Origin of the sequence: Vibrio sp. TMPB1044 (assembly GCF_030442075.1) — a bacterium.
Taxonomy (GTDB): domain Bacteria; phylum Pseudomonadota; class Gammaproteobacteria; order Enterobacterales; family Vibrionaceae; genus Vibrio; species Vibrio satsumensis.
In genome coordinates this window covers 22,043-48,255 of record NZ_JAUJED010000009.1, presented here as the reverse complement: position 1 = coordinate 48,255, position 26,213 = coordinate 22,043, and the positions used below count along the sequence as shown (strand labels likewise).

General features: G+C 45.0%; 21 protein-coding genes and 1 tRNA gene. 7 read left to right on the top strand and 15 right to left on the bottom strand.

Going from position 1 to position 26,213, the window contains the following annotated elements:
- Position 1: 1 nt before the first annotated feature.
- From QQ041_RS04020 to fabB, 4 genes are all read right to left on the bottom strand, one after another.
- Positions 2-4,966: a FimV/HubP family polar landmark protein gene (locus QQ041_RS04020; protein ID WP_285953166.1), complete on the bottom strand. Its 4,965-nt coding sequence runs from the start codon at positions 4,964-4,966 to the stop codon at positions 2-4.
- 207 nt (positions 4,967-5,173) lie between these two features.
- Positions 5,174-6,187 (bottom strand): aspartate-semialdehyde dehydrogenase, encoded by a 1,014-nt coding sequence (locus QQ041_RS04015; protein ID WP_285953165.1) that lies wholly within the window; start codon positions 6,185-6,187, stop codon positions 5,174-5,176.
- Between the two features lie 12 nt (positions 6,188-6,199).
- A complete protein-coding gene (locus QQ041_RS04010) occupies positions 6,200-7,333 on the bottom strand; it encodes a 4-phosphoerythronate dehydrogenase (RefSeq protein ID WP_146537727.1) in 1,134 nt (377 codons plus the stop codon).
- A 483-nt stretch (positions 7,334-7,816) separates the two neighbouring features.
- Positions 7,817-9,028, bottom strand: a complete 1,212-nt coding sequence (gene fabB, locus QQ041_RS04005) for a beta-ketoacyl-ACP synthase I (RefSeq protein WP_048660829.1) — start codon at positions 9,026-9,028, stop codon at positions 7,817-7,819.
- Between the two features lie 128 nt (positions 9,029-9,156).
- On the opposite strand from fabB, the gene mnmC reads away from it, so the two are divergent.
- Complete coding sequence (gene mnmC, locus QQ041_RS04000; protein WP_285953164.1) at positions 9,157-11,235, top strand: bifunctional tRNA (5-methylaminomethyl-2-thiouridine)(34)-methyltransferase MnmD/FAD-dependent 5-carboxymethylaminomethyl-2-thiouridine(34) oxidoreductase MnmC; 2,079 nt, start codon at positions 9,157-9,159, stop codon at positions 11,233-11,235.
- A 130-nt stretch (positions 11,236-11,365) separates the two neighbouring features.
- Here mnmC and QQ041_RS03995 read toward each other — a convergent pair whose 3' ends face one another.
- From QQ041_RS03995 to QQ041_RS03985, 3 genes are all read right to left on the bottom strand, one after another.
- Positions 11,366-11,887: an NADPH-dependent FMN reductase gene (locus QQ041_RS03995; protein ID WP_285953163.1), complete on the bottom strand. Its 522-nt coding sequence runs from the start codon at positions 11,885-11,887 to the stop codon at positions 11,366-11,368.
- 175 nt (positions 11,888-12,062) lie between these two features.
- The gene (locus QQ041_RS03990) at positions 12,063-12,326 is read right to left on the bottom strand and encodes a YfcL family protein (protein ID WP_017632537.1); all 264 of its coding nucleotides are present in this window, start codon (positions 12,324-12,326) and stop codon (positions 12,063-12,065) included.
- 9 nt (positions 12,327-12,335) lie between these two features.
- Entirely contained in the window at positions 12,336-12,866 is a 531-nt protein-coding gene (locus QQ041_RS03985; RefSeq protein ID WP_146492289.1) for an elongation factor P hydroxylase, read from the bottom strand.
- Positions 12,867-13,165: 299 nt separating this feature from the next.
- Between QQ041_RS03985 and QQ041_RS03980 the strand changes: the two genes are divergently transcribed.
- On the top strand, positions 13,166-13,789 hold the full coding sequence (locus tag QQ041_RS03980; protein ID WP_004734183.1) for a trimeric intracellular cation channel family protein: 624 nt from the start codon (positions 13,166-13,168) through the stop codon (positions 13,787-13,789).
- Between the two features lie 131 nt (positions 13,790-13,920).
- Here QQ041_RS03980 and aroC read toward each other — a convergent pair whose 3' ends face one another.
- A complete protein-coding gene (gene aroC, locus QQ041_RS03975; protein ID WP_060982239.1) occupies positions 13,921-15,006 on the bottom strand; it encodes a chorismate synthase in 1,086 nt (361 codons plus the stop codon).
- Positions 15,007-15,276: 270 nt separating this feature from the next.
- A tRNA-Arg gene (locus QQ041_RS03970) sits at positions 15,277-15,353 on the bottom strand.
- Positions 15,354-15,564: 211 nt separating this feature from the next.
- Between QQ041_RS03970 and folD the strand changes: the two genes are divergently transcribed.
- Entirely contained in the window at positions 15,565-16,422 is an 858-nt protein-coding gene (folD, locus tag QQ041_RS03965) for a bifunctional methylenetetrahydrofolate dehydrogenase/methenyltetrahydrofolate cyclohydrolase FolD (RefSeq protein WP_017062367.1), read from the top strand.
- Positions 16,423-16,540: 118 nt separating this feature from the next.
- Here the strand turns inward: folD and QQ041_RS03960 are convergent, their stop codons facing one another.
- The 5 genes from QQ041_RS03960 to QQ041_RS03940 form a co-directional block, all read right to left on the bottom strand.
- Positions 16,541-18,355 carry a sodium:proton antiporter gene (locus QQ041_RS03960; protein WP_285953162.1) on the bottom strand — a complete coding sequence of 605 codons (1,815 nt, stop codon included), beginning with the start codon at positions 18,353-18,355 and terminating at the stop codon, positions 16,541-16,543.
- Between the two features lie 164 nt (positions 18,356-18,519).
- Positions 18,520-19,719 (bottom strand): NupC/NupG family nucleoside CNT transporter, encoded by a 1,200-nt coding sequence (locus QQ041_RS03955; RefSeq protein WP_285953161.1) that lies wholly within the window; start codon positions 19,717-19,719, stop codon positions 18,520-18,522.
- A gap of 205 nt (positions 19,720-19,924) precedes the next feature.
- Positions 19,925-20,845 carry a LysR family transcriptional regulator gene (locus QQ041_RS03950; RefSeq protein ID WP_285953272.1) on the bottom strand — a complete coding sequence of 307 codons (921 nt, stop codon included), beginning with the start codon at positions 20,843-20,845 and terminating at the stop codon, positions 19,925-19,927.
- A 171-nt stretch (positions 20,846-21,016) separates the two neighbouring features.
- Positions 21,017-22,015, bottom strand: a complete 999-nt coding sequence (locus QQ041_RS03945; protein ID WP_285953160.1) for a lytic transglycosylase domain-containing protein — start codon at positions 22,013-22,015, stop codon at positions 21,017-21,019.
- A gap of 30 nt (positions 22,016-22,045) precedes the next feature.
- Positions 22,046-22,336, bottom strand: a complete 291-nt coding sequence (locus tag QQ041_RS03940; protein ID WP_060982235.1) for a YcgL domain-containing protein — start codon at positions 22,334-22,336, stop codon at positions 22,046-22,048.
- A gap of 221 nt (positions 22,337-22,557) precedes the next feature.
- On the opposite strand from QQ041_RS03940, the gene minC reads away from it, so the two are divergent.
- The 4 genes from minC (at position 22,558) to QQ041_RS03920 (ending at position 24,948) form a co-directional block, all read left to right on the top strand.
- Positions 22,558-23,220, top strand: coding sequence for a septum site-determining protein MinC (gene minC, locus QQ041_RS03935; RefSeq protein WP_285953159.1), 663 nt, complete (start codon positions 22,558-22,560; stop codon positions 23,218-23,220).
- A gap of 21 nt (positions 23,221-23,241) precedes the next feature.
- Complete coding sequence (gene minD, locus QQ041_RS03930; protein ID WP_008221225.1) at positions 23,242-24,054, top strand: septum site-determining protein MinD; 813 nt, start codon at positions 23,242-23,244, stop codon at positions 24,052-24,054.
- A 6-nt stretch (positions 24,055-24,060) separates the two neighbouring features.
- The gene (gene minE / locus QQ041_RS03925) at positions 24,061-24,324 is read left to right on the top strand and encodes a cell division topological specificity factor MinE (protein ID WP_060982233.1); all 264 of its coding nucleotides are present in this window, start codon (positions 24,061-24,063) and stop codon (positions 24,322-24,324) included.
- 204 nt (positions 24,325-24,528) lie between these two features.
- The gene (locus QQ041_RS03920; protein ID WP_285953158.1) at positions 24,529-24,948 is read left to right on the top strand and encodes a glycine zipper domain-containing protein; all 420 of its coding nucleotides are present in this window, start codon (positions 24,529-24,531) and stop codon (positions 24,946-24,948) included.
- A 70-nt stretch (positions 24,949-25,018) separates the two neighbouring features.
- Here QQ041_RS03920 and rnd read toward each other — a convergent pair whose 3' ends face one another.
- Positions 25,019-26,143: a ribonuclease D gene (gene rnd, locus QQ041_RS03915; RefSeq protein WP_285953157.1), complete on the bottom strand. Its 1,125-nt coding sequence runs from the start codon at positions 26,141-26,143 to the stop codon at positions 25,019-25,021.
- Between the last annotated feature and the right edge of the window lie 70 nt (positions 26,144-26,213).

The following is a 26,213-nucleotide window of genomic DNA, read 5'->3' as shown; positions in this document are numbered from 1 at the left end:
TTTATCGACCGTTTAACGAATCGATAAGATTTTTTGCCTCTCGACGAATATCATCGCTGCCGTCAACGATTGCCTCTTCTAGAAGCTTAATTGCCCCATGCGAGTCACTCATCTCGATGTAGATTTTAGCCAAATCAAGCTTACCCGCAGCTTCTGCATTACTGTCGACATCATAATTGCCAATATCACCGATAACATCAGGGAATTCGTTGAGACCAACATCCAGTTTAAGCTCTTCATCGTCTGGATTAGTGACTTCTTCACCTTCTCGCTCGACTTGAGCCATCAGTTCATCAATCGTCATGTATTGCTTATCACGACTGCTGCCTGATTCGGTTAGGTTGTCTTGTTGAGCCCAATTCTCTTCTTTGATCTTCGGTTCAGCTTGCTGTTCAGCCGACGCCCAAATCTCTTGTTGGTCGTCAGGCACATCATGATGCATGCTCGATTGTTGCTCTGGCGCTAGGTTAAAGCCTTTCCAGTCTTCGCCACCAACTTCAAGCATGGCATCAATATCTAGCCCTGCACTGTCAATCGATGTTGCATCCAATGGCTTATTAAACATGTTGTCGACAGAGTCTTGAACATCTTCAGAAAGCAGCTCAGCTAATGCTGTCTCATCAAAGTCATCAAAGCCTTCTAGTGGTTCGTCTTGAACCGCTGTAGGCGTTGAGTTTAGCTCAGAAGCTGTGCTCAGTGATTCTTCTGGCTGTGTAAAACCAGCCAACTCAGAGTCTTGTGGATTCGAGAAATCTTCAGCCTGACTGAAGCTTTGTGGGTTCGCGAACAAATCATGCAACGCATCTTGCTCTTCGCCTTGTGGGCTGAAAGAAGTCAGTGGTGTTGGTTTCTCTGCAAACGCGTCTGAGATGGCTTCATCTTCACCGTATTCTGGTAAATCAAGCTCATCGAACTCTACGTCTTCATCTTCTGCTACTGGCTCAGCACTGCTTTGCTCAATATCATCTAAAACAGAGTCCGCTTTTGCGCTTTCTTCATCGTACTCTGGAAGATCAAGGTCATTGAACTCGAACTTCTCTGTACCATCAGATAGGTCTTGTTCTAATTGAGCTTCATCCGGCTCACTCACCACTTCAGCTAATGCATCTTCTTCACCGAATTCTGGCAACTCAAAATCATCAAACGAGAACTCTTCTTCACTTTCTGGTTTAGCAGTTTCAGCCTTTGGTGCAGCATCTAGTTGAGGCTCAGCGGTTGGTTGTGATTCAACACTTGGTTGAGAATCAATAGCAGGCGTTATTGGTTCTGGTGTTGATTCAGCATCAGCTTCTGCTAGTGCGTCTTCTTCACCGAACTCTGGTAGCTCAAAGTCATCAAACGAGAACTCTTCGTCGTCTTGACCCTGAGCGTCAGTTCGAGGTTCAACATCTAATTGAGGCTCAACAGCAGGCATTACTGGTTCTGGTGTTGATTCAGCATCAGCTTCCGCTAGTGCGTCTTCTTCACTAAACTCTGGCAACTCAAAGTCATCGAACGAGAACTCATCTACGCTTTCTTGTTTCGCTATTTCTGATTGTGGCGCAGCATCAGCTTCCGCCAGTGCGTCTTCTTCACCAAACTCTGGAAGTTCGAAGTCATCAAACGAGAATTCTTCTTCGCTTTCTTGTTCTGCCACTTCCGCTTGTGGTGTAGCTTCAACTTGCGGTTCAGCGTCTAACTGAGGTTCAACAACAGGTGTTACATCAGTTTCTGCTAATACTGCTGGTGCAGACGTATCGTCTTCAATCAGCCAATCATCGTCTTGCGGCACACCAAATTCATTCGGAATGATCTCTGGCATATTTGCAGCACGAGCTGGCTCTGGCTCTGGCTCTGGCTCTGGCTCTGGCTCTGGCTCTGGCTCTGGCTCTGGCAAGGATTCAACAACATCTTCAAATTGTTCACTACCTTGGATTTTCGGTTCAAAGTCAAAATCAGAAGCTACGTCCGCAGGCGACTCTACATCGTCGATCGCTTCAGCTAACCAGTCTTCAACCGTCTCTTCTTCATATTCAGAGATATCATTTAAAGATGATGGTGAAGCTTGCTCTTCAAAACTAGCAGCAATGTCTTCGCGCTGCTCTTGTACGTCGGCTTCTTTCGGTTCTGATTCTAGTGACGCAGTTTCTTCTTGAACTCGCTCTTCAAAAGCTGGTTTGTCAAAATCAGAATTCTCAGATAACAGCGAGTCGATATCCAGTTCGTCATCTTCAACCGATGATGCAATTTCGTCCGCTGATGCTTGGTTGCTATCTGAAAGAGACGCTTGCTCTAGTTCAACCGTATTTTCAATTGAGGGCTCAACAGGCTCTTCTGTCGCTTGCAGCGAATCATTGTCATCAGAAGTCATTAACTCATCAATCAACGCTTCGTCTGTTGTTTCTAGCGAGTCATCAAGCAAAGCATCCGTTGCCGGTGCGACACCGAACAAGTCATCGATAAAGTCATCACGATTGAAGTTTTCATCATTTTCTGGCTTAACGTCAGCACTTTCTTGGATCAGTTCCGAATCTAGCGATTCATCACGAACGATTTCAGGTTGTGTTATTTCACTAATGTCCGACGCTTGCTCAGGCTCAACGTCAGATGTTTCTGAGGTTAACGGAGTAAGAGCAACGTCTGAGTCCTTTTCCGGCTCCTCGTTGACGTTGTTACAACCAAAGGCTGCATCAAGCTCTTTATCAAACGCCTTCTCTTCAGACTCAAGCTCATCTTCAATGCCACTTGTCAGTAAGTCATCAAACGGGTCTAAAGATTCTGATTCTTGTACATCCGCTGAAAGCTCATCACCTGACAATTCACTATCAAGAAAATCATCCAGTAAGTCGGTACTTTCGGCATCAAGTTCGAAATCATCATCGTCAGAATCGCCTATCAATTCATCCAAGGTTTCCGTGCTGTCTTCTGCGATGTTTAGATCATCATCCGTCGATAAACCAGAAAGCTCTTCAAGTTCAGATAGGGAGTCAAAACCTAAAGGCTCACTTTCAGACTCTACACCCGATTCGTCTTCCAACATTTCATCAAGGAGGTCTGTCGAGTTACTTAGATCAACGTCATCCCCTGCCAATTGCTCATCAAGCAGGTCAACGCTATCTTGAGGTTCTTCATCTACGATTGGCTTATCGAACTGAGATAGAATGTTCTCGATATCATCATCAGACGCCAAACCACTGTTTAAGTTAGTGGCAATCTCATCGTCGCTATCGAGGTTAAAAGGATCATTCGCTTGATCGTTCTGAGCGGCAACCTGAGCAAAGATATCGTCAATATCATCTTCTACGCTAGAAGCCGAAGGTTGAGGGGATTGCTGTTCCGAGATAAGAGCTTCGATATCAAATTCGTCGTTGCTTACATTCTCAGGAGCAGTATCAGTCTGTTGCTCTGAGATAAGCGCATCAATGTCAAAATCATCACTTGCTGGTGTTTCAGTGTTAGACGGCGAATCACTTTGCTCTTCAGAAATCAACGCATCAATGTCGAAGCTGTCGTCATCTTCATCATCAAGAGCAAACAGATCATCTAACAGAGACTGGTCTAGCTCGTTGGAACCTAGATCTTCAGTTTCACCCTCTTGAGATAACAAGGCTTCAATGTCATCAGCAGACATTGCGTTATCATCAGAAAGGTCAAAGTCAACATCATCACTATCGAGTGCGCTTTCCGCTGTTTTGTCTAGCGCGCGCTCCATCTCTTCAAGACCAAGCGCTTTGTCTTCGCTATTAACACTGATACCGTTGCTGCTGTCTAAATCTAGATCGTCGAAGTTAGTATCTAAATCACCATTTTCACCAATGCTGGCAAACGGGTCATCGTCTTCACCATCCAGATTGAAATCAAGATCAGATTCATCTAAACCAGCAAATACATCGTCTTCTTCAACCAGTGCTTGGTCGTCAAACAACTTGTTGGCATCATCTTCTGAGCCAAACAAGTCATCGTCTAAAGAGAGTTCGTTCAGGTCGTCCATTTCATCGCCCAATGCAATAGGCGCAACGCTGCTTGGTTGTGGCTGAATAGGTTGATCTTGAGTGATTTGCTGTTGCTCAGCATTTTTAGAGCGACGGCCTAACAGCATCACAATGATCAAACCAAGTAGCAACCCTGGAATAATCGCAAGAGCCGCCACTAACCAACCATTCGATAACAGTTCGTCCAGTGCACTTGGTGCCATTTTTTCAATTTCGGCGTTCTTTCTGCGCTCTTCATCAAGCAGCTTTTCCACTTCGCTACGAATGCGGTCTTCATCACTGAGCTCTGTTTTTAACTCATCGACTTCCGATTGAACATTCGACAACATCAAACGAAGCTGATGGTTCTTCTCTTCAAGTGACAGTAGTTCAGTTTCTGAAAGCTCTAGCTGCTTCTCAAGCTTATTCATCTCTTTCGCTGGAGATGATGGAACAAGCGAGGCAGGTTTCTTAACGTCTTCAGTTGAGCTGGCTTGTTTTGTAGGCGTGGTAATTTTTGAGCCAGTATTCGATTGATTTGAGGTTTGAACTGCTTTTGGCTTTGAAGCTGCAGGCTTGGTCACTGGCGCATCAAGCTTAGCAAGATGTGAGTTCATGATGTTGATAGCTTGCTGCGTCGAACTTGCACGAGTTTGATCTAAAGAAGGCACACGTAAATTACTGGCAGGCAGCAGGCTATGGATATTCTGGTTTTCAAACGCTTGTGGGTTTAAGCGATAAATAGCCAACAGGGTTTGTTGGACTGACACGGAGTTATCAGGGCGTAACTTTGAAGCAATAGACCACAATGTTTCTGAGCCGCGAGTTGGACCATAGAAACGTGAAGGCTCAGCGCTATTCGATTGCGCTCTTTGAAGAGGTTCTGAAAACGTAGGCGCTGATTGTATCTGACCATTAGGTCCTACAACTCGAATGGAATCTGCACGAACAACGGAAATCTGAGTCGCAATGATAAAGGCAAAAGGCATTAACCACGGCTTGAAAATTTGAAACATAAAAGGCTCAGCTAGGTGCTTAAATTCGGAAAAGTGATGATCTATTAAATATATCGGATAAATGACGTAAAACTATAGAGATGAAAACAAAAAATGTGTTGCAGCAACAATATTCGCAGCAATTTCACACAATTTGACTAACAATATTTTTAATCGATTAAAAAAGCCCCACTAAAGAGTGAGGCTTGTTTATCAAAGCAATAAAGCTTAGAAGTAATCGCGAATCAGAACTTCAGCGATTTGAACTGCGTTTGTTGCTGCGCCTTTACGAACGTTATCAGCTACAACCCACATGTTCACGCCGCTGTGATGGCTGATGTCGTTACGAATACGACCAACCATTACGTGGTCTTTACCACCTGCATCACGAACTTGAGTTGGGAAGTCTAGCGCTTGGAATACTTCAACACCTTCTGTGTTCTCTAGAAGCTGAACCACTTGTTCTGCACCGATTGGCGCGCGAGTTTCAATGTGCAGAGATTCTGCGTGACCATAGAATACTGGTACGCGAACACAAGTCGGGTTCACTGTGATTGAAGAGTCAGCAAAGATTTTTTGAGTTTCCCAAACCATCTTCATCTCTTCACGCGTGTAGCCGTTCTCTGTAAATTCATCGATTTGAGGAATACAGTTAAACGCGATCTGCTGTGAGAACGCTGAATTTTCAGCTGGCATACCATTAAGAAGCTTAGCCGTTTGACCCGCTAGCTCATCGATACCAGGCTTACCTGCACCAGACACAGATTGGTAAGTTGAAACGTTAATACGCTCAAGGCCCACTTCATCGTGAATTGGTTTCAGAGCGACTACCATTTGAATAGTCGAGCAGTTAGGGTTCGCGATGATGTTACGGTTACGGAACTCAGCAATTGCTTCAGGGTTCACCTCAGGCACAACCAGAGGAACATCGTATTCGTAACGGAAACGTGATGTATTATCGATAACAACAACACCTTCATCAGCTGCAATTGGAGCCCAGCGCTCCGAAAGCTCGCTACCTGCAGAGAAAAACGCAATATGTACTTGAGACCAATCGAACTCTTCTACGTTTTGTACTTGTATTGTTTTGCCGTTAAAACGGGAAGTTTTGCCTTCACTACGTTCACTTGCTAGTAAGTGCATTTCACCGACAGGGAATTTACGCTCTTTAAGTACTTCAAGAATGGTTTCACCAACCGCACCAGTCGCACCTAAAATAGCAATATTAAATTCTTGGCTCATTGTTTCTCTCTTTTATAAAGTTGGCTTTACCATAAAACCGAGTTTAGATAACGGCGTTAAATTACAAGATTCGTCGCCCGTTAACTCGACTGCACTGTACTCTCTACGGTCCCAATATTCTTTACGCATCTTGTCAAAAGAACCCGGCGTAGCGATATTGCGACGGAATAAGGCGTCGTCTTTGCGCACATCATAGATCAACTGAGTCAAATTGTGCAGTGTTGCTTCATCCCAAGCTCTATCTAATTTCATTTGAGGCACGGGTGCCGTCGGCAGAAGATCGCTTGCATAAGCACGCTGTTCCTTACCTAAAAACTCACAATAGCTGTTGAAGATCATCGTCGTACCGCGCGCTTTGCCCTCTAAACCGTAGCCCGCTACGTGAGGCGTTGCAAAAGCGAGTAGCGGAAGCAACTCAAAATCGACTTCAGGTTCAAATTCAAATACATCAAGAACCGCAGTAAAACCGTCGGCTTTTAGCAAGCGAGCTTTTAGCGCCTGGTTATCAACCACAGGACCACGAGCTGCATTAACCAAGATTTGATCAGCACGTAAGTTGCTTAGCACTTGCTCATTGATCAAATGATGGGTTGGGAACTCACCCGTCTTAGTGATTGGTGTATGCAGCGTGATAACGTCAGATTGCTCAAGTAGAATCTCAAGTTCCGTAAATTCGCGAGTATCACCTTCTTGCTGTTTTAGAGGATCGTTCAGCAGAACTTTAATACCGATACCTTCTAGGCATTTCGCTAGGTAGCTGCCCACTTGACCACAACCGATAATACCGACCGTTTTGTCAAAAACCGAGAAGCCTTGTTGCTGCGCAAGCACCATCATTGAACTGAACACATACTCAGCTACACCTACCTTGTTACAGCCTGGTGCCGCGGTAAAGAAAACCCCACGCTCTTTCATCAACTCTTGGTCGACGTGATCCATACCAGCCGTCGCAGTACCAACAAACTTCAGTTTATTAGCTTTGCTGATCAACGACTCGTTCACCTTGGTGACTGAGCGAATCATTAATGCGTCTACGTCAACTAGGTCGTCAGCAGTGAGTGTGCGACCAGACTTCATTGTCACTTCCCCTAGCTGGCTAAAAAGCGCTTCAGCATAAGGCATATTTTCGTCGATTAAGATTTTCATTTGGCGAGTACTTTTGTTGGGGTCTATCGACCTAAATGTGAATTGAAATGATTGTGCAAAATTCCACACACGGTGTCGAGTAGCAAATGGAATACATTATGAATAAAGGGCTGAATCGCCGAGTCTGCGCAAACAACAGACATAAGAGTCCACGCAAAAAAATCAAAAGGCTAAAACGAAAAATGCCCGATTGAATAAACAATCGGGCAAACATCCAGAACAAAAGGATCCTATCTCGCTCTCCAGGAGACAGAGTCTTGCGTCTGTTCAACCAGTACTAACCAAGGTCAGCACTGGTCAAGCTCTGGAAACCTTTCAATTTCTAAAACCAGATTTAAAAACTATGTTTAAAAAACACGTTTACAAACCTACGTCTAAAAACTTTGTTCTGATGGTCATTATTACTGGGTGACCTGTGCGTGTTGAATTGGCACTAGCGCAACCCTTTAACGATTAACCTTGTCTCTCTAACTCAAGCCTAAGTTAAGCTTGGTATTTTTTGATTACTAGCGTTGCGTTCGTACCGCCAAAACCAAAGCTGTTAGACATAACCGTTGTTAGCTCTTGCTCACGAGCTTCAGTTACGATGTCTAAGCCAGCAGCAGCTTCGTCTAGGTTAGAAACGTTAATGCTTGGAGCAATAAAGCCATTGTCTAGCATTAGCGTTGAGTAAATTGCTTCGTGTACACCAGCAGCACCTAGAGCGTGACCTGTCATCGCTTTCGTTGCGGAAATTGCTGGGCTGTTACCACCAAAAACTTCTTGGATTGCGCCAAGTTCTTTAACGTCGCCAACTGGAGTTGAAGTACCGTGAGTGTTCACGTAGTCAACACCATCAACGTTTTGCATTGCCATCTTCATACAACGAACCGCACCTTCACCAGAAGGAGCAACCATGTCGTAGCCATCTGAAGTTGCTCCGTAACCTACGATCTCGCCGTAAATTTTCGCGCCACGAGCAACAGCGTGCTCAAGCTCTTCGATAACTAGCATGCCGCCGCCACCAGAGATAACGAAACCATCACGGTCTGCATCGTAGGTACGAGAAGCCAGTTCTGGTGTGTCGTTGTACTTAGTAGAAAGTGCGCCCATTGCGTCGAACATCATAGTCAGAGACCAATCCAGTTCTTCACCGCCACCAGCGAATACAACGTCTTGCTTACCAAGTTGGATAAGCTCCATTGCGTGACCAATACAGTGTGCAGATGTCGCACATGCAGAGCTCATAGAGTAGTTCACACCACGGATTTTGAAAGGAGTTGCTAGACAAGCAGAAACAGTAGAAGCCATTGTACGTGGCACCATATATGGACCAACGCGCTTCACGCCTTTCTCACGAATGATGTCTACCGCGTTTACTTGGTTTAGAGATGAAGCACCACCAGAACCCGCAACGATACCCGTGCGGTCATTAGATACTTGATCTTCAGTTAAACCAGAATCAGCAATTGCTTGCTCCATTGAAAGATAAGCGAATGCCGCTGCATCACCCATAAAGCGCATTTTTTTGCGGTCGATATGGTCAGCAGGGTTCATTTTTAGGTTACCCCATACTTGAGAGCGCAAGCCATTTTCCTTGAACTGCTCTGAAGCGGTAATACCAGATTTACCCTCTTTCAGTGATGCTAAAACTTCTTCGACGTTGTTACCGATACTTGAAACAATACCCATACCGGTGATTACGACTCGTTTCATGTGACATTCCTATAATTCTAAATTCAGCTAGATGATAACTAAGAAGCCTAACAAAAGTGGTCAGCTTTCCTAGAAATTCGTACAATCCCTACCAACATATCGCTTCAAATCACAAAATGATAGATTTTATGACTTCAATTACTAATGCAGAACTGGAATGGAATGAGTCTGGTACACCAGTTTCAGACCAATTTGACGACGTTTACTTCTCTAATGTTAACGGTTTAGAAGAAACTCGCTACGTTTTTTTAAAGCAAAACCACCTTCCAGAGCGTTGGCTTGAACATGAACAACGCCGTTTTGTGATTGCCGAAACCGGCTTTGGCACAGGTTTGAACTTTCTTGCAGTTTGGCAATGGTTCGATGCTTTTATTAAAGATAACCCACAAGCGATGACCAAAGAGTTACATTTCATCAGTTTTGAAAAATATCCTTTAAATAAAGAGGATCTCATCAAAGCACATCAATCATGGCCAGAATTGGCAGAGTATGCGACGCAACTCCAAGAACACTACCCTATAGCCCTACCTGAATGTCACCGTATTGTGCTGGGTGATGGCGCGATCACGCTTGATTTATGGTTTGGTGATATTAAATATTGTATGCCAAATGTGCCTACCCCACGTGAAGGTTTAGTTGATGCTTGGTTCTTAGACGGTTTTGCTCCAAGCAAGAACCCAGAGATGTGGAATCAAAACCTATTCAACGGCATGGCCAAGCTGGCTAAACAAGATTGTAGTTGCGCCACTTTCACCGCCGCGGGCTTTGTGCGTCGCGGTTTGATTGAAGCTGGCTTTGAGATGAAGAAGGTTAAAGGCTTTGGTACTAAGCGCGAAATGATTGCAGGCCGACTTGGCGAGAAGCACCCTCATACCAACATCAAACCTTGGTATGGCCTCGCTCAACACAGAGAATCACAGGACATTGCGATTATTGGTGGTGGCGTAGCCAGTGCTGCATTAGCCAAAACGCTAAGCCGTCGTGGTAAAAACATCACCCTTTATTGTGAACACCCACAAGCTGCGGGCAATGCCTCAGGTAACAACCAAGGTGCGATTTACCCGTTGTTAAGTGAAGCAACCTCGAACGTATCTCGCATATTTGGCCCAGGGTTACTGTTTGCTCGTCAATTTATTAATCAAGCGGCGCAGTCTGTCCAATTTGATCACAGCTGGTGCGGCGTAAACATTTTGATGTGGGACGAAGGCTCCACTAAAAAGCTCAACCGCATGTTGGAAGGCAACTTTCACACAGACCTGATTCAGCGTTTAACGCCAGACCAAGCCAACGAAGAGATTGGCTTACCGGTCGATAAAGAGAGTGTTTACTTTCCACTGGGGGGCTGGTTGAGCCCTCTTCAACTTACTCAAGGTTTGATTGGCAAGTTAGAAGAGAGCAACCAAGTGAGCGCACACTATCAACATCAAGTGACTCAACTTGAGTGGCTCGAAGCTGAACAACAATGGTTGTTGACGATTGAAGCACCACAAGGTGAGATTCAAACCAAGCACGACCAAGTAATTGTCGCGAACGGACACAAGTTCACTCAGTTTGAACAAACTCAGCCAGTTCCACTGACTCCGGTTAAAGGCCAAGTAAGCCATATTCCGACCACGGAAAATCTCAGTAAACTCAAAACAGTGTTGTGCTTTGATGGCTACTTAACGCCACAAAACCCAAACAATGGACACCACTGTATTGGCGCCAACTATGACAAAACCAACATCGACCAAGAGTTTGATATTGAGGTTCAGCAGCACAATGGCGAGCGCCTGCATGGGTCGCTACCAGACCAAGCATGGACAAAAGATGTCGACACCAGTGACAACCTAGCGCGCCAAGGGATTCGAAGCGTAAGCCGTGACCACTTACCCTTTGTCGGCAATGTCGGCAATTTCGAATCAATCAAAGAGCAATACCAAGACCTGCACAACTTCAACCCTCAGCGTGACTCGGTTGAGGATGTTGAAACGGTAACAAGCTTCCCTAACCTATACTGTTTTATCGGTTTAGGTTCGCGAGGGCTCAGCTCAGCTCCATTACTGGCAGAGGTTTTAGCGTCACAAATTTGTGGCGATCCACTGCCTTTACCTGTCGATGTACTAGAAGCCATCCACCCAAGCAGAATGTGGGTGCGTAGACTGCGTAAAGGCAAGGCACTAACGGCTGGATGGGTTGCTGACAAGCATTCTAAATCGAATCCGTAGTTTCTAGTTCAGCCATCCTGAACATCTGAAATATCTAAAACTAAAAGCTAAAAAGCCCGAGCGACATTATGTCACTCGGGCTTTTTGTTGTTCGTGTTGCTCTAAACTGATGTTCTAAACGAAGCAGTATTTACAGCTTAGCAACAGCGTCTTTAATCTGTTGGGCGATCTCTTTGTTGCTGATAGACCCAGATTCGAAATCGAAGTTATCGTAGAAACTTGGTACTGAAACTGACGCTTTTACGTTACCGCCAAAGTATGGTGCTGAACCTGTTGCTGCGCCTAGTACAGTTTGTGCGCCGCCTGGCCCAGGTGAAGTCGCTAGGTAAACCGCAGGCTTCTCGCCAAACACAGAGCGATCAATGCGTGTCGCCCAATCAAATAGGTTTTTGTACGCGGCTGGGTAGTGGCCGTTGTGCTCAGCAAAAGAGATAACAAACGCATCCGCTTCGGCTAGATCACGCAAGAATGCTTGCGCACCTTCTGCTTGGCCGATCTCTTTTTCAGTGTCTTCACTGAACATAGGAACGTTGTAATCGTTGATGTTTAGAACTTTAACTTCAGCACCTTCAATCAAGTTAGCTGCGTAAGTTGCTAGAGTTTTGTTGATAGAGGTAGAGCTTGTGCTTGCGCCAAATGCGATAACTTTCATGATGTGACCTTTTCTGTAATTCCGTTAAGTGGGATTAGAATAACGTAGTCAGAGAATGGAACCATCACAAGGATTGAACGGACTCATTCAAAAATTTCGAATGAGTCTCAAACTATTCACGGCTCAGCAAAATGAAAAGGAAGGGACTGAGCGGATAATGATAAACAACCAGCGATTAAGCTTGGTTTTGCAGTTCAACCCAAAGGTCATTCACGATGGTACGGTCTGCAGGCGTGAGTTCAGAGCGAGCGTCGTCTAGGCTCTTTTCAATGCGAGCTTTTACTTCAGCCACATCTTCAATGCCTTCTTCTTCACATGAAGCCACAGAAAGAGAAATATGACCACGTAAGTAACCACCAGCAAACAGTTCATCGTCTGATGCGTTTTCAATGCGAGCATCAATTACTTCAAGTAGTTTTTCTTCAAATTCGATAATCATAATATTCTCTTATTTCACAATAAATTGGCTAGTGCATAAAGGTTCTACATCGTAGAAGCTGCGTAATGCTTCAGAGAGCATTTTCACGCGAGGCGGAAGACCAGCTTCAAAGATACCCATGACTTCGCTGTGTACTTTATTCATAAAGGCCAAACGATCTGGCTCAAAATCGCCGTGTAGATTGTCACAGCTGACATTAAAAGGAAAGCCCGCACTCATCGCAATGATCCATTCATACGCTTGTGGGCGAATTTCTACTTTTTCAAACTCAGCTTGAACCGCTTCTGTTCGACCATCAGGCTCATACCAATAGCCAAAATCTTCCAACAAACGACGTTCTGGGCCAGCGACACACCAGTGTGCGATTTCGTGAAGTGCAGACGCATAAAAACCGCGAGCAAATACGATACGGTGGTGAGAAACCTGTTCATCGGCTGGCAGGTAAATAGGCTCGTCTGCACCCAGTTCGATCTTGGTATTGTAGCTCTCGAAAAAGGTTTGATTGAAAATATCGATGATGTCTGAGTATTGGTGCGTCATAAAATCAAATTTAAGTAAAAAGAACTGGGGCATTTTGCGTTTTTTTAAGCGTTCGGTAAAGCCCTATAACGGGCAATGGCATTAGGTTGACCCCAATATTTTACCGTGACAATCGATTGCTGATCCCAGATTACACTACTTTGAGGTGAATGATTAGTTTAGCTAATCTGAAATGCCGATTCACGGTACAAATATTCATTCGTCAATCAGTGTTTTTACTACTACACTCGCGCTTCATTTTTATATCCCTAAGGCCTATAAGACTCCAATTTATAGACCTATATTATAGAGCTACAGCAATGCTACTAAGTGTTTTGTATATCATTGGCATCACGGCAGAAGCCATGACCGGCGCTCTCAGTGCTGGCAAACAAAAAATGGATTGGTTTGGTGTAATGTTGGTTGCGAGTGCAACGGCAATTGGCGGTGGCACAGTACGCGATATCTTACTCGGCCATTACCCTTTAGGTTGGGTTGAAAACCCGCAGTATCTGGCAATCACCTGTATCGCGGGTGTTATTACAACGGGGCTGGCTAAGTGGGTAATCAAGCTAAAAGGCTTATTCATTCGTTTAGATGCTCTAGGGCTTATCGTGTTCAGTATCATTGGTACTAAAGTCGCGATGACCATGGGTCTACACCCAATGATCTGCATGGTGTCTGCGCTAGTCACCGGGGTCTTTGGTGGTTTGCTGCGCGACCTTATCTGTCGTCAAACACCATTGGTATTGCATGAAGAGCTGTATGCGTCTGTCGCACTAGTCGCCTCAGGTTTATACCTAGGTTTGCTTGAACTTGGCATTAACGACGTAACCGCGACGATTGTTACGCTTGTGGTTGGTTACTTGCTGCGCATGGCGGCCGTGCGATTCAAGTGGCGTTTACCTTCGTTCCAGCTTGATCCTGAAAGCTCGGTACACTAAGCGCTTACTCTTACGAAAACACGTAATGCACTAACTATAAAAAGGGGCTGTCTCATAACGAGACAGCCCCTTTTAGTATCTATAACTTCAGTATTGAAGAACATATACGTACTAAATAAAGATACACAGAATTAGATTTTTGGCGTTTCAGTTGTCACACCAAAGTTTTGACCACGGTGACGTAGCAAGTGATCAAGCAATACAATCGCCAGCATCGCTTCTGCAATTGGCACCGCACGAATACCAACACATGGATCGTGACGACCTTTCGTGATTAGCTGCGTTGCTTCACCGTCTTTAGTGATCGTGTCACCCGGAACGGTAATGCTTGATGTTGGCTTAAGCGCGATACTTGCCACAATATCTTGGCCCGTAGAAATACCGCCTAAGATACCGCCAGCGTGGTTGCTGCTGAAACCTTCTGGAGTTAATGGGTCACGGTGTTCACTACCGCGTTGATTAACCACATCAAAGCCATCACCAATCTCAACACCTTTCACCGCATTGATGCTCATTAGAGCGTGCGCGATGTCTGCATCTAAACGATCAAAGATTGGCTCACCAAGGCCTACAGGCACTTTAGTCGCAACCACTTGAATCTTCGCACCGATCGAGTTGCCTTCTTTTAGCAAGTCACGGATCAGTTGGTCAAACTCAGGTACTTTGTCGGCATCTGGGCAGAAGAAAGCGTTGTTTTCGATCTCGCTCCAATCCACTTTATCAATTGAGATATCACCCATTTGAGAAAGATAAGCTTGGATTTCAACACCAAATTCTTGCTTAAGGTATTTCTTTGCAATCGCACCTGCCGCAACACGCATTGCAGTTTCACGAGCTGAAGAACGACCACCACCACGGTAATCACGCACACCGTACTTTTGATGATACGTATAGTCAGCGTGGCCTGGGCGGAACTTGTCTTTAATTTCGGAATAGTCTTTAGAGCGTTGGTCTGTATTTTCAATCAATAGACCAATAGAAGTGCCCGTAGTTTGGCCTTCAAATACACCTGATAAGATTTTCACTTCATCCGCTTCACGGCGAGCCGTTGTATAGCGAGAAGTACCAGGGCGACGACGATCCAAATCTCTTTGAAGGTCTGCTTCGGTAATTTCTAATCCTGGTGGGCACCCATCTACGATACATCCTAGTGCGATACCGTGACTTTCTCCGAACGTGGTCACGCGGAAATGTTGTCCGATACTGTTTCCTGCCATTACTTCCTCTAAATCAGCTATTGAGCAGAAGGTTTGATTCTTAAACCAACTGGCTAATAGCTTTACTTGTCTATTCTTCGTGAATTCATAGTGGCTTTATTACCAAATGATGTAAACCCCAAAAAACGAACAATTTTAACTTTCTATTACATGAGCCGAATGAAATGAATAACGTAGGAAAATGAGTGGCGCTTTAAGAAGAGTATTTTTATTATGTTAGGAAAGCAAAAAACCCGACAACTCGGAGAGTTATCGGGTTCCTTTAAATAATGGCACGCCCTGAAGGATTCGAACCTTCGACCACCTCCTTAGAAGGGAGGTGCTCTATCCAGCTGAGCTAAGGGCGCGCTACAGGAACGAATTATACGAATTCGAATCAGTAAAGCAACGGCTTTATGTAACATTCTGATCTAAGTGAGTAAAAAAAGGGCAACAAACATATAAGTGTTGGAAAATAGAACAAAGCAAACGTTTGCTTGATGGTAATCAAAAAGATTTTCTGGAATAATGCGCCAAAAACATCAGCCACTAACTTGAATATCAATACTAAGGAAATTCATGACTGCTCAAAATATTGATGGAAAGCTAATTTCTCAAACGGTTCGCTCTGAAGTTGCTGCACGTGTAAAAGCTCGTACTGAAGCTGGATTACGCGCTCCGGGCCTAGCGGTTGTTTTAGTGGGTGAAGACCCTGCTTCTCAAGTTTACGTTGGAAGTAAGCGTAAAGCGTGTGAAGAAGTTGGCTTCGTATCTAAATCTTACGACTTGCCAGCCACTGCGACAGAAGACGAATTGTTAACACTGGTAGACCAACTGAACGACGATCCAGAGATCGACGGTATTCTTGTTCAACTGCCTCTACCAGCAGGCATTGATAGCACTCACGTTCTTGAGCGTATCACGCCAGAGAAAGACGTTGATGGCTTCCACCCATACAATGTCGGCCGTTTGGCTCAGCGTATGCCTAAGCTTCGCTCTTGCACGCCAAAAGGTATCATCACGCTGCTTGACCGTTACAACATCGACTTACGTGGTAAGCACGCGGTTGTGGTTGGCGCTTCAAACATCGTAGGTCGCCCAATGACCCTAGAACTTCTTCTAGCGGGTTGTACAACGACGACATGTCACCGTTTCACCAAAGACCTTGAAGGCCACGTGCGTCAAGCAGACGTTGTTGTGGTTGCCGTGGGTAAGCCTAACTTCATTCCTGGTGCTTGGATTAAGAAAGGGGCTGTTGTGGTTGATGTTGGCATCAACCGTTTAGAATCTGGCAAGCTAGTGGGTGACGTTGAATACGATGTCGCGAAAGAAAGCGCAAGCTTCATCACTCCTGTACCGGGCGGTGTTGGCCCAATGACAGTGGCAAGCCTAATCGAAAACACGATGATCGCTTGTGAGCAATTTCACTCGAAGTAATCTTTAAGCGCAGTATAAATAAAATTAGAAAGCCGCAGCGTGAAAAGGTTGCGGCTTTTTTGATACTTAGAGATTCGCTTTGAAACAGCCCGGCTCGCTTTTGATGCAGTGCTCGTTGCTACTTATCTGGAGTCTCAACTTTTTCCGTCTGTTCAGAAGGCGGTAATAAACTAATTAGCTCACACTCCGTTGATATGAGTTTTTCCAACTCAGACCCTTGTGTAATTAAACGGAAATCACCGCCAATAATAATCCCAAGAGGAATGGCTTTAGGGTACAGAGCGTTAAACTCTTTTAAATCAAATGCCTCAGTCAAACCTGTACTCTTAATTTGGCTACCCTGAGCCATCAGCGAGTTAAGCTTGGAATAGGTAATCCCTTCAGAAAACAAGCTTCTGTTACCATCGCGGCTCACCTGATGCCTTTCATGTTTATTCTCTGATGACTCAAGTTCAAACACCTTATTCTCACCAAACTCGTCTTGATAGTGCATGCTAACTAACGGGTTGGTTTGACGATAAGGCGACACGATCATGGCACGCCCTATTCCATCCAATTCCAGATTATTTTCCGCGTGGCTTGAGGCTGGATTACCAAAATAAACATTCAAGTTTTCCATGCGAGCTAAACGAATGCTCTCCCAGTTGGTATCGGCAAGCACACTGTTGATATTATGTGTCGCTAGCACTTTGGCAAACTGGCGTGAAAACTGAGTCGCGCCAAAGAAGATAACGCCTTGTGCCTTCTCTTGAGTCACACCTAGCCTTCTCGCCCACCAACTCGCGGTAAGGCTTTGAATCACAACCGTACCAATGATGACCAAGAACACCATTGGCACCAGTAAATCCGCGCCTTCGATTAATTGCTTCTCTTGAAGCTTGATTGCAAACAGAGAAGAAACCGCGGCTGCAACGATCCCGCGCGGTGCCATCCAGCTCAAAAACCATTTATCCGCCGAAGTAAGATCCGTGCCGATCCCGCTGATCCATACACTTAAAGGACGCGCTACCAGCATCACTACCGCTAATAGGCCAACACCACCCCAACCTATCGAGAGAAAAGTACCTGAATCGAGCCTGCTCGCTAACAGAATAAACAACGCAGAAATAAGCAACACGGTTAGGGTTTCTTTAAATTCGATGATGTCTTCGATATCCAAGCCCTTCACGTTGGCAAGCCAGATCCCCATGATGGTCACGGTTAATAAACCGGACTCTTCACTCAGATCATTGGAAAACGAGAACGCCGCCAACATTAACGTCAGCACGGCCACATTACGCAAATAGTGCGGAACCCAATGCCCTTGCAGCATCTTGGCAATCAAATGGCCACCGATGACCCCTAAGCCTAAACCAATGGCTAAGGTTAATCCCAGAGCTGAAAGTACATGTCCTGTAGGGTCGGCTGAAGAGACAATGTATTCGTAAACCAGAACCGCAAACAGAGCCCCTATTGGGTCGATAACGATTCCCTCCCATCGCAAGATACTGCCTAAGGAGGATTTAGGCTGAATACTGCGTAGCATGGGCACAATTACAGTAGGGCCAGTTACCACGACTAATGCACCAAACAGTGCGGCTAACGGCCAACTGAAGTCCACAAAGTAGTATGCCCCCACCACGATACACACCCATGTAATCAACATGCCGAAACTCACGAGGTGAGTCACCATCCGGCCATGGCCTCTGATTTCTTTGAAATTTAGGGTCAATGCCCCTTCAAACAGGATGATGGCAACACCTAACGAAATCATAGGAAACAGCACATCACCGAAAATGGCATCGGGATTTAGAATATTCAGGCCAGGGCCTAACAACAAGCCAACGATAAGGAGAGGAAGAATAGCGGGAAGACGTAAACGCCAGCCGAGCAGCTGACAAGCTAAAGACAAGAGTCCAATTAACGCCAAAGAAGAAGTAATCGACAAATCCATTTGTGCCCCTAAAAGGTTTGCACCACACCCTGTGGTACAAACTATTCAATGAAATAAGAAAGCCTACGTTCTTACACTATAGGCTCTCTTTTTCACGCTAACCGAATATTATTGTGATTAATCAGTTACTTTACTATAGGGGGAGTAAAGTCATGATCAGTTAGCTATAGAGAAAGTACAACGCCAGCAATAGCGGCACTCATTAAGTTAGCAAACACACCTGCACAAATTGCTTTGAAGCCATATTGTGAGATGAAAGAGCGACGCTCTGGAACTAAGCTGCCCAAACCACCGATCAGAATCGCCATGGTAGAGATGTTAGCAAAGCCACATAGAGCGAAAGTTACGATCGCTTGTGAGTGCTCACTTAGTGCCTCTTTAGCGTCCATCAGTTGGATGAAAGCCACGAACTCGTTCACGACAATCTTGTTACCGATCAGCGAGCCTGCAACCACAGCCTCAGACCATGGCACACCGATCAGCCATGCAACGGGTGCAAACACATAACCTAGGATAAGTTCGAAGCTTAGGTTTACGCCAAACCAGCCGCCAACGATACCTAGCAAGCCATTCAGCATTGCAATCACACTGATAAAGGCCAGAAGTGTCGCACCCACTGCAACGGCAATACGCAGTCCAGACATAGCCCCATCTGCCATTGCCTCAACTACGTTTGTTGCTCGTGGAATTTCAACGTCAGACTCAATATTTTCTTGAGCCTCATCTGCATTACCTGGTACCAAAATCTTGGCCATCAATAGACCAGCAGGAGCAGACATGAATGCCGCAGCGATCAGGAAGTTTAGGTCAACGCCAAGCGAGGCATAACCCACTAGCGTGCCACCAGCTACAGAAGCCAAACCACACACCATTACAGCAAACAGTTGTGAATCCGTCATGTGCTTTAGGTAAGGTTTAACAACCAATGGCGCTTCAATCATGCCCACAAAGATGTTTGCAGTCGCAGACAGTGATTCCGCGCGGCCTGTACCCAAGAATTTCTGTAGCGCACCACCAATAAGGTTGATCACCTTTGGCATAAAGCCAATGTGGTACAAACCAGAGATCAATGCAGAGAAAAAGATAATGATGCCAAGAACATTAATCGCGAAAACAAATCCGTTATTCGTTAGGCCACCAAATAGGAAGTTAATCCCCTCTTGACCGTAGTTAATCAAGCTAGATACCGCACCCGTGGCTGCATTCAACGCTTCTTTACCCATTGGTACATACAGAACCAATAGCGCGAATGAGATTTGTAATAAGAAAGCCAAAGAGACTGTTCTTAGTGGAATATTTTTTCTGTCCGTAGATAGTAACCAAGCGGCAACTAAAATAGTGATAATTCCAAGTAGGGAAGCCATGTGCGTCAACCTAAAAGTTGTAGATAGGAAAGGCGACGCATTGTATAGAGGAAATCGTTTGCGGCAAGGTGCGGTTGTTAATGTGATGTTGGGATTATCACTGTCTCATCTATGATTATATTAAAGCATTGAATTTTAATGATTTAACTTGCTCGAAAAGTATACTTTTTCCATATGGAAATTATATTTATAGATTAGGAAACAGTTAACGGTGCAGCTCAACGCAGGTTTTGAGGTTTTCATCCCAATACGTCGGAGACCCGATATGGTTTTTAATGAACTCAATCACTGCTGAAAGCTTCTTCGGCATGTTCTTTCGGCTCGGGTAAACGGCATAAAATGGCATCAGCTGACTGGCTCGCCACTCTGGCAATACTTGAATCAACTTGCCCGTTCTAAACTCTTCTTTCACCAAGTAAGTCGCCAGATAAGCAACGCCCCATCCTGATACTGCCGCGTCTCGTACTGCCTCAGCCAAATCGACCGAGTAATCGCCCGCTACTTTGACACTGAGGTTTTCTTGCCCGTTATCAAACGCCCACGATGTGTAGTCTCGTTCACGGCTGCGATAAATAAGACAGTTATGGTCAATTAGATCGGAAGGCACATGAGGAGTACCCGCTTTAATCAGGTAGTCGGGCGATGCTGCCACCACAAACTGGCTGTCTGCTAATCGCTGTGCAATGTAACCTTCAGGTAAGTCTTCATTATTGGTGATCCAAAGATCCAAGCGTTCTTCAATCATGTCCACCTTATAGTCGAACAAGTGGACCTCGATTCTCAACTGAGGATAAAGCTGTCTGAGTTGATCAATCGCTGGAATGATATGCAGTGTGCCAAATGACTGTGACAATCCAACGCGCAAGATTCCAGAGATATCATCACGTTGGCTGTCCATATCCATTTGAGCCGCTTTTACTGTATTGAACAGCTGCTCACAGTGTTGGTAGAACACGTCTCCTGCTTCGGTTAGCGTTAGGCTACGTGTGGTTCGTTGTACTAGCTTGATGCCAATGGAGTCTTCAAGCAAAGCAACCTGCTTACTGATGTGGGACACCGAAACGTTCAAGCTTTTTGCAGCACTGGTAAAACCTTCGTGTTTGATCAACGCATGGAATATCACCATCTGTGCAGCTCTATCTGTTAGCACAAGACCACCTTCTTAAGTCTCTGAAATATAAAATCAAAAAGGACTCCGAAGAGTCCTTTAGTTCGTTTTGCCTATGGTAGGCCAAATGCTATTCAAAGCGACCTAAATCAATTAACCAAATTAAGTCTACTAATCAAATCAGGCCGATTAATCAAACTTAATTCTGTCGGCTAGATGGCTTACTGCCAAAGCAAAGTAGTAAGAACGATTCCACTTCATTAACACATTGTAGTTGTTGTAAATGAGGTACGAACGTCCGGTTTCATCATCCGGCATTATCAACCACGCTTGGATGTCTTCATCAAGCGTTGGTAGTGGGCGGTCGTCATAACGCTTAATACCGAGTTCAGACCACTCTTTTAGATATTTCGCTTTGTCTTCGTCTCGGCCTTGCATATCAATAGACACAGTTGATGGAACGTGTACCTGACGACCCCAAGTATATTTGTCCTCCCAGCCTGATTGGCTGAGATAGTTAGCCGCCGAAGCAAATACGTCTTCTTCTGTGCCCCAAATGTCTTTCTTACCGTCGCCGTTACCATCAGCGGCATACGCTAAGAATGAGCTCGGCATAAACTGAGGTTGACCCATCGCACCAGCCCAAGAGCCTTTCATCTCTTTTGGCGCAATATGGCCTTGATCAAGAATCTTCAATGCCGCCATCGCTTCGCTACGGAAAAAGGCTTCTCTACGCCCTTCGTAAGCCATGGTTGTTAGAGCATCAATAACACTGTAATTGCCCGTGAACTTACCAAAGTTACTCTCAACGCCCCATAACGCGACAATAAACCTTGGTTGAACACCATACTCATCACCAATTCGCTTTAACGCTGTGTAGTGTTTTTCATAGAGCGACTTAGCCTGCTTCACCTTCCAATCAGGCACTGCTCGTGGAATGTATTCATCCAGAGTCAGTTTCTTTTCAGGCTGGTTTTTGTCGGCTTTGACTGCTCTTGGCTTAAACGTCACACCATCAAAGGCTTGATCAATGATCGCTTCAGAAATGCCTTCTTCTCGGCCTTGTTGCTTTAGTTTTTCCACATATTGTTCGAAGCTCAGCTCTTCAGCTTGTACTGAGCTTATGGTCAGACTATTACCCAATAGTAATGCCGACATAGCCAACATGGTTTTCGAAAATTTACTCAACGATCACTCCTCCCTGAATTGAGGTGACTATCACTCTTCGTCTTGAGATTTTTGTTGGGCTTTACGCTCTTTGTGTAGCTCAAGTTCGTTAACTGGTGGAGGCGGTACCTGCAAAAAGAAACCATCGGTGTTCAGTGATTCTCTCACTTTATCGATGTTCACTTGCGCCAGTTTTCGACCATCCATTTTAATTACCATTACAAAACTAGGTTTACCAAACATTTGCATCAATGCGTCAGGAACTTGTGAAAAATCATCCTTCTTAGGGATATAAAGGTATGTTCCTTCTTTCTTCGAGCTTTTATATATAGAACACAGCATGACAAACCTTTTTTAAATGTTTATGACTACAAAACTCTCACTTGCGAGATCAATAGTTTATGTTAGAGAAATATTGGGAACAAAACGTCCATTTGACAACAAGATTACTTGCTGTGCTTGGTTTGGGAATATAACATGATAAACCTAGTTTCAGGCAATGCCCTTTATTTTATTGATAAAGAAATTGTACCAATCCGCTATTGAGGTCCTGTAGTTTTTCGATGTCTAGTAACCCAGATCTAAAAGGTAGCAGCTTTACGCTATCTGTTTTGCACTTATCCGATGATCAAGTCGAAAATGCAGTGTCTTTTCTTCAAGAGAAAGTAGACCAAGCACCTACGTTTTTCGCTGCCGCGCCTGTTGTTATCAACATCAGTAAAGTCGCGGGCGATATCGATTTTGCGCAACTGAAAAATGGTATATCTCAAGCGGGCATGATCCCGGTTGGTGTGGCTGGCTGTTCTGATAAGCGTATACAAAATCTCGCCAAAGAAGCTGGTTTTGCGGTGATGACAGCAAGTAAGTCGCCATCGCAAGCTCCGGCAAAGATAGCACCGATTAAAGTGGTTCGAACCCCGATTCGTTCTGGTCAGCAAGTTTATGCCAAAGATGGTGATTTGCTGATTCTTAGTCATGTAAGTGCCGGTGCAGAAGTGATTGCCGATGGCAGCATCCATATTCGTGGCACTTTACGTGGCCGTGCTATTGCAGGTGCAAGTGGTCAAACTGAAGCAAAAATAATTTGTAATGATTTACAAGCCGAGCTGGTTTCCATTGCTGGAAATTACTGGCTCAGCGATCAAATTGAAAGCGAGTACTGGCAGAAGAAAACCATGTTCAGTATGGCAAACGATGTATTACACGTTGATGTCCTCGCAATATAAGAGAAATAAAAGGAAAACAGAATGGCACGCATTATCGTTGTAACGTCAGGTAAAGGCGGGGTAGGCAAAACGACCTCCAGTGCAGCTATTGCCTCGGGTCTAGCTTTAAAAGGGAAGAAAACCGCAGTTATCGACTTTGATATCGGTCTGCGTAACCTAGATTTAATCATGGGGTGTGAGCGTCGCGTTGTGTACGACTTCGTTAACGTTATCAATGGCGAAGCGACGCTGAACCAAGCGATGATCAAAGACAAGCGCACAGAGAACCTATTTATCCTTCCTGCTTCTCAAACTCGTGATAAAGACGCACTAACAAAAGATGGTGTTCGTCGTGTATTTGATGAATTGGATGAAATGGGCTTTGATTTCATCATCTGTGATTCTCCTGCAGGTATTGAGCAAGGTGCTCTGATGGCGCTGTACTTCGCTGATGAAGCGATTGTAACCACAAACCCAGAAGTATCTTCAGTACGCGATTCAGACCGCATTCTAGGTATTCTTGACTCTAAATCTCGTCGTTCAGAAGACGGCTTAGAGCCAGTGAAAACACACCTTCTACTGACTCGCTACAACCCGGCTCGCGTAAACCAAGGTGAAATGCTAAGTGTTGAAGACGTTGAAGAAATCCTGCATATCTCTCTACTGGGTGTGATTCCAGAGAGCCAAGCGGTACTCAACGCATCAAACAAGGGTGTGCCAGTTATCTTTGATGAAGCAACCGACGCAGGTATGGCTTACAATGATACTGTAGAGCGACTACTGGGTAGCCAAGTTGACTTCCGCTTCTTAACGGAACAGAAGAAAGGCATCTTCAAACGACTGTTCGGGGGCTAATACGCGATGTCATTATTAGAGTTTTTTAGACCACAGAAAAAGACCACTGCAAACCTAGCCAAAGAGCGTTTGCAGATCATTGTTGCTGAGCGACGCAGCCATGACGACCCTGCACCGTCATACTTGCCGCAACTCAAAGAAGACATCTTGAAGTGTATTGCAAAGTATGTCGAGGTCGATCCATCAATGGTTGATCTGACTTTCGAACACAAAGATGACGACATCTCCGTATTAGAGCTGAACGTTAAGCTTCCAGAAGAAGACAAGTAACACCGACCTCACCAACTACTAGTTATTGATTCACGGCTACTCAACTATCGAATAGCCGTGAGCTTTACTTCCTACCGCTTACAGCTCCCTCTTTGCTGAATTGATAACTCTCGGTTATCGGGCATATAAACAACAATCATTTCTCTCATCAATGTTTCATTTGTATTCTCTTCCTGTACTCACAGTCCAGATAGGAATTAATTTATGTCACTCCTTAACAATAAACTCAAAGCCATGCTCATCTCAGTGGCGCTTTTTATCACAGGATGTAGCTCACCTGCACTGGACACTGAAAATGAGAATGCTGCTAGAAACAGAGGTGCTGTTGGTGGCGCATTGGTAGGAGCAACACTTGGCGCGCTAACTGGCGATGCAAAGCTTGCTGCACAAGGCGCAGCTATAGGCGGAGTAACCGGTGGTGTAGCTGGTTCAATGAAAGACTTGGATGACTCCCGCCAAAGTGAGAATAATCAAGTACTGGCTGATGGAATGTCTCAAGACAATCGCAGCGACGCAGAAAAAAGAGTGGCGGAGTTAGAAGCTGAAATCCGAATTCGCGAATTAGAAAAGCAATTGGCAGACACCCAAGAGCAAGACAAGCAGACCACAGACCAAGACAGCTAATCAATGAAAAAATAGGGTAAGCCAGAATGAGCTTACCCTATTTGATATGTAATCATGGAGTAGAGTAATTCTACTTATCTTTTATCGCTTTACTCAGCTTTTCGCCAATCACATCTAAACGCCAACCTTGCATAACATCAGGCAGCTTCTCAGGGTTACGATCGTGCTTCCACACCCAGCTTAACACTTGGTTAAGTTGCTTCTTAGATGCCAAAAATTCTGTCGCTAAGCCACTGTGTTGTGACGCAGTTTTCACTTCATCTTTCAACACTTTGAACAGTTGCTTGTAACCAGGGAAGTCCATTAGACGTTCTACTGGTGCTGGGTACTCTTCTTCTGGTGTATGTTCAGCCAACTTAACGATTGAGCTGATCTTGGCACCATGGCGACGCACAGAGCGGTAATCAAAACCTTCTTGCTCCATATGCTTAGGATCTTTCATTGCAAATCGCGCCACAGCCCATAAGTCTTGCTCTTTGAAGACAAAGTTCAGCGCTAAATCGCGCTTGATTGCTTCTTTTAGACGCCAAGTTGCTAGAGGTCGTAAGATCGCTAGCTGCTTAGGTTTAAGCTGCCATGCCCCTTTAATATCAAGGTAAGCAGTATCTGGATTTACTTTACGGATGCGCTTGGCAACTTGTAAATCAGACTCTTGTTGAGCCGCTTCCCACCAGCCAGCTTCCATCACTTTTTCTAGAAGCTTGTTGTACATTGGCATAAGGTAATGCACATCTGCCGCAGCGTAGTCCAATTGCTTTTGAGAAAGCGGACGCGCTAGCCAGTCAGTGCGAGATTCACTCTTATCGAGATCAACACCAACAAACTCTGAAACCAGAGCAGCAAAGCCCGTTGATAAACCATGACCTAAGAAAGCCGCCATGATTTGCGTATCCACCATTGGTGTTGGTGTGCAGCCAAATGCGTTCTGGAACACTTCCAAATCTTCACCGCACGCGTGCAGCACTTTCAATACTGATGCGTCTTTCAACAAGGTAACGAACGGTGTCATGTCATCAAGAGCAATAGGGTCAATCAGTGACAGCGTTTCACCATCAAATAACTGAATCAAGCCTAATTGAGGGTAATAGGTTCTAGTACGAACGAACTCCGTATCAAGCATAACGACATCGGCTTCACGTGCTTGTTGGCAAACTCGCTCAAGGTCTTTCAATTGGGTAATGATTTGATAATCCACAAAAACTCTCACTGGTTTCTATTTGATCGCCGGATACAAAAATGCCGACATTAACTGTCGGCATTCTAAC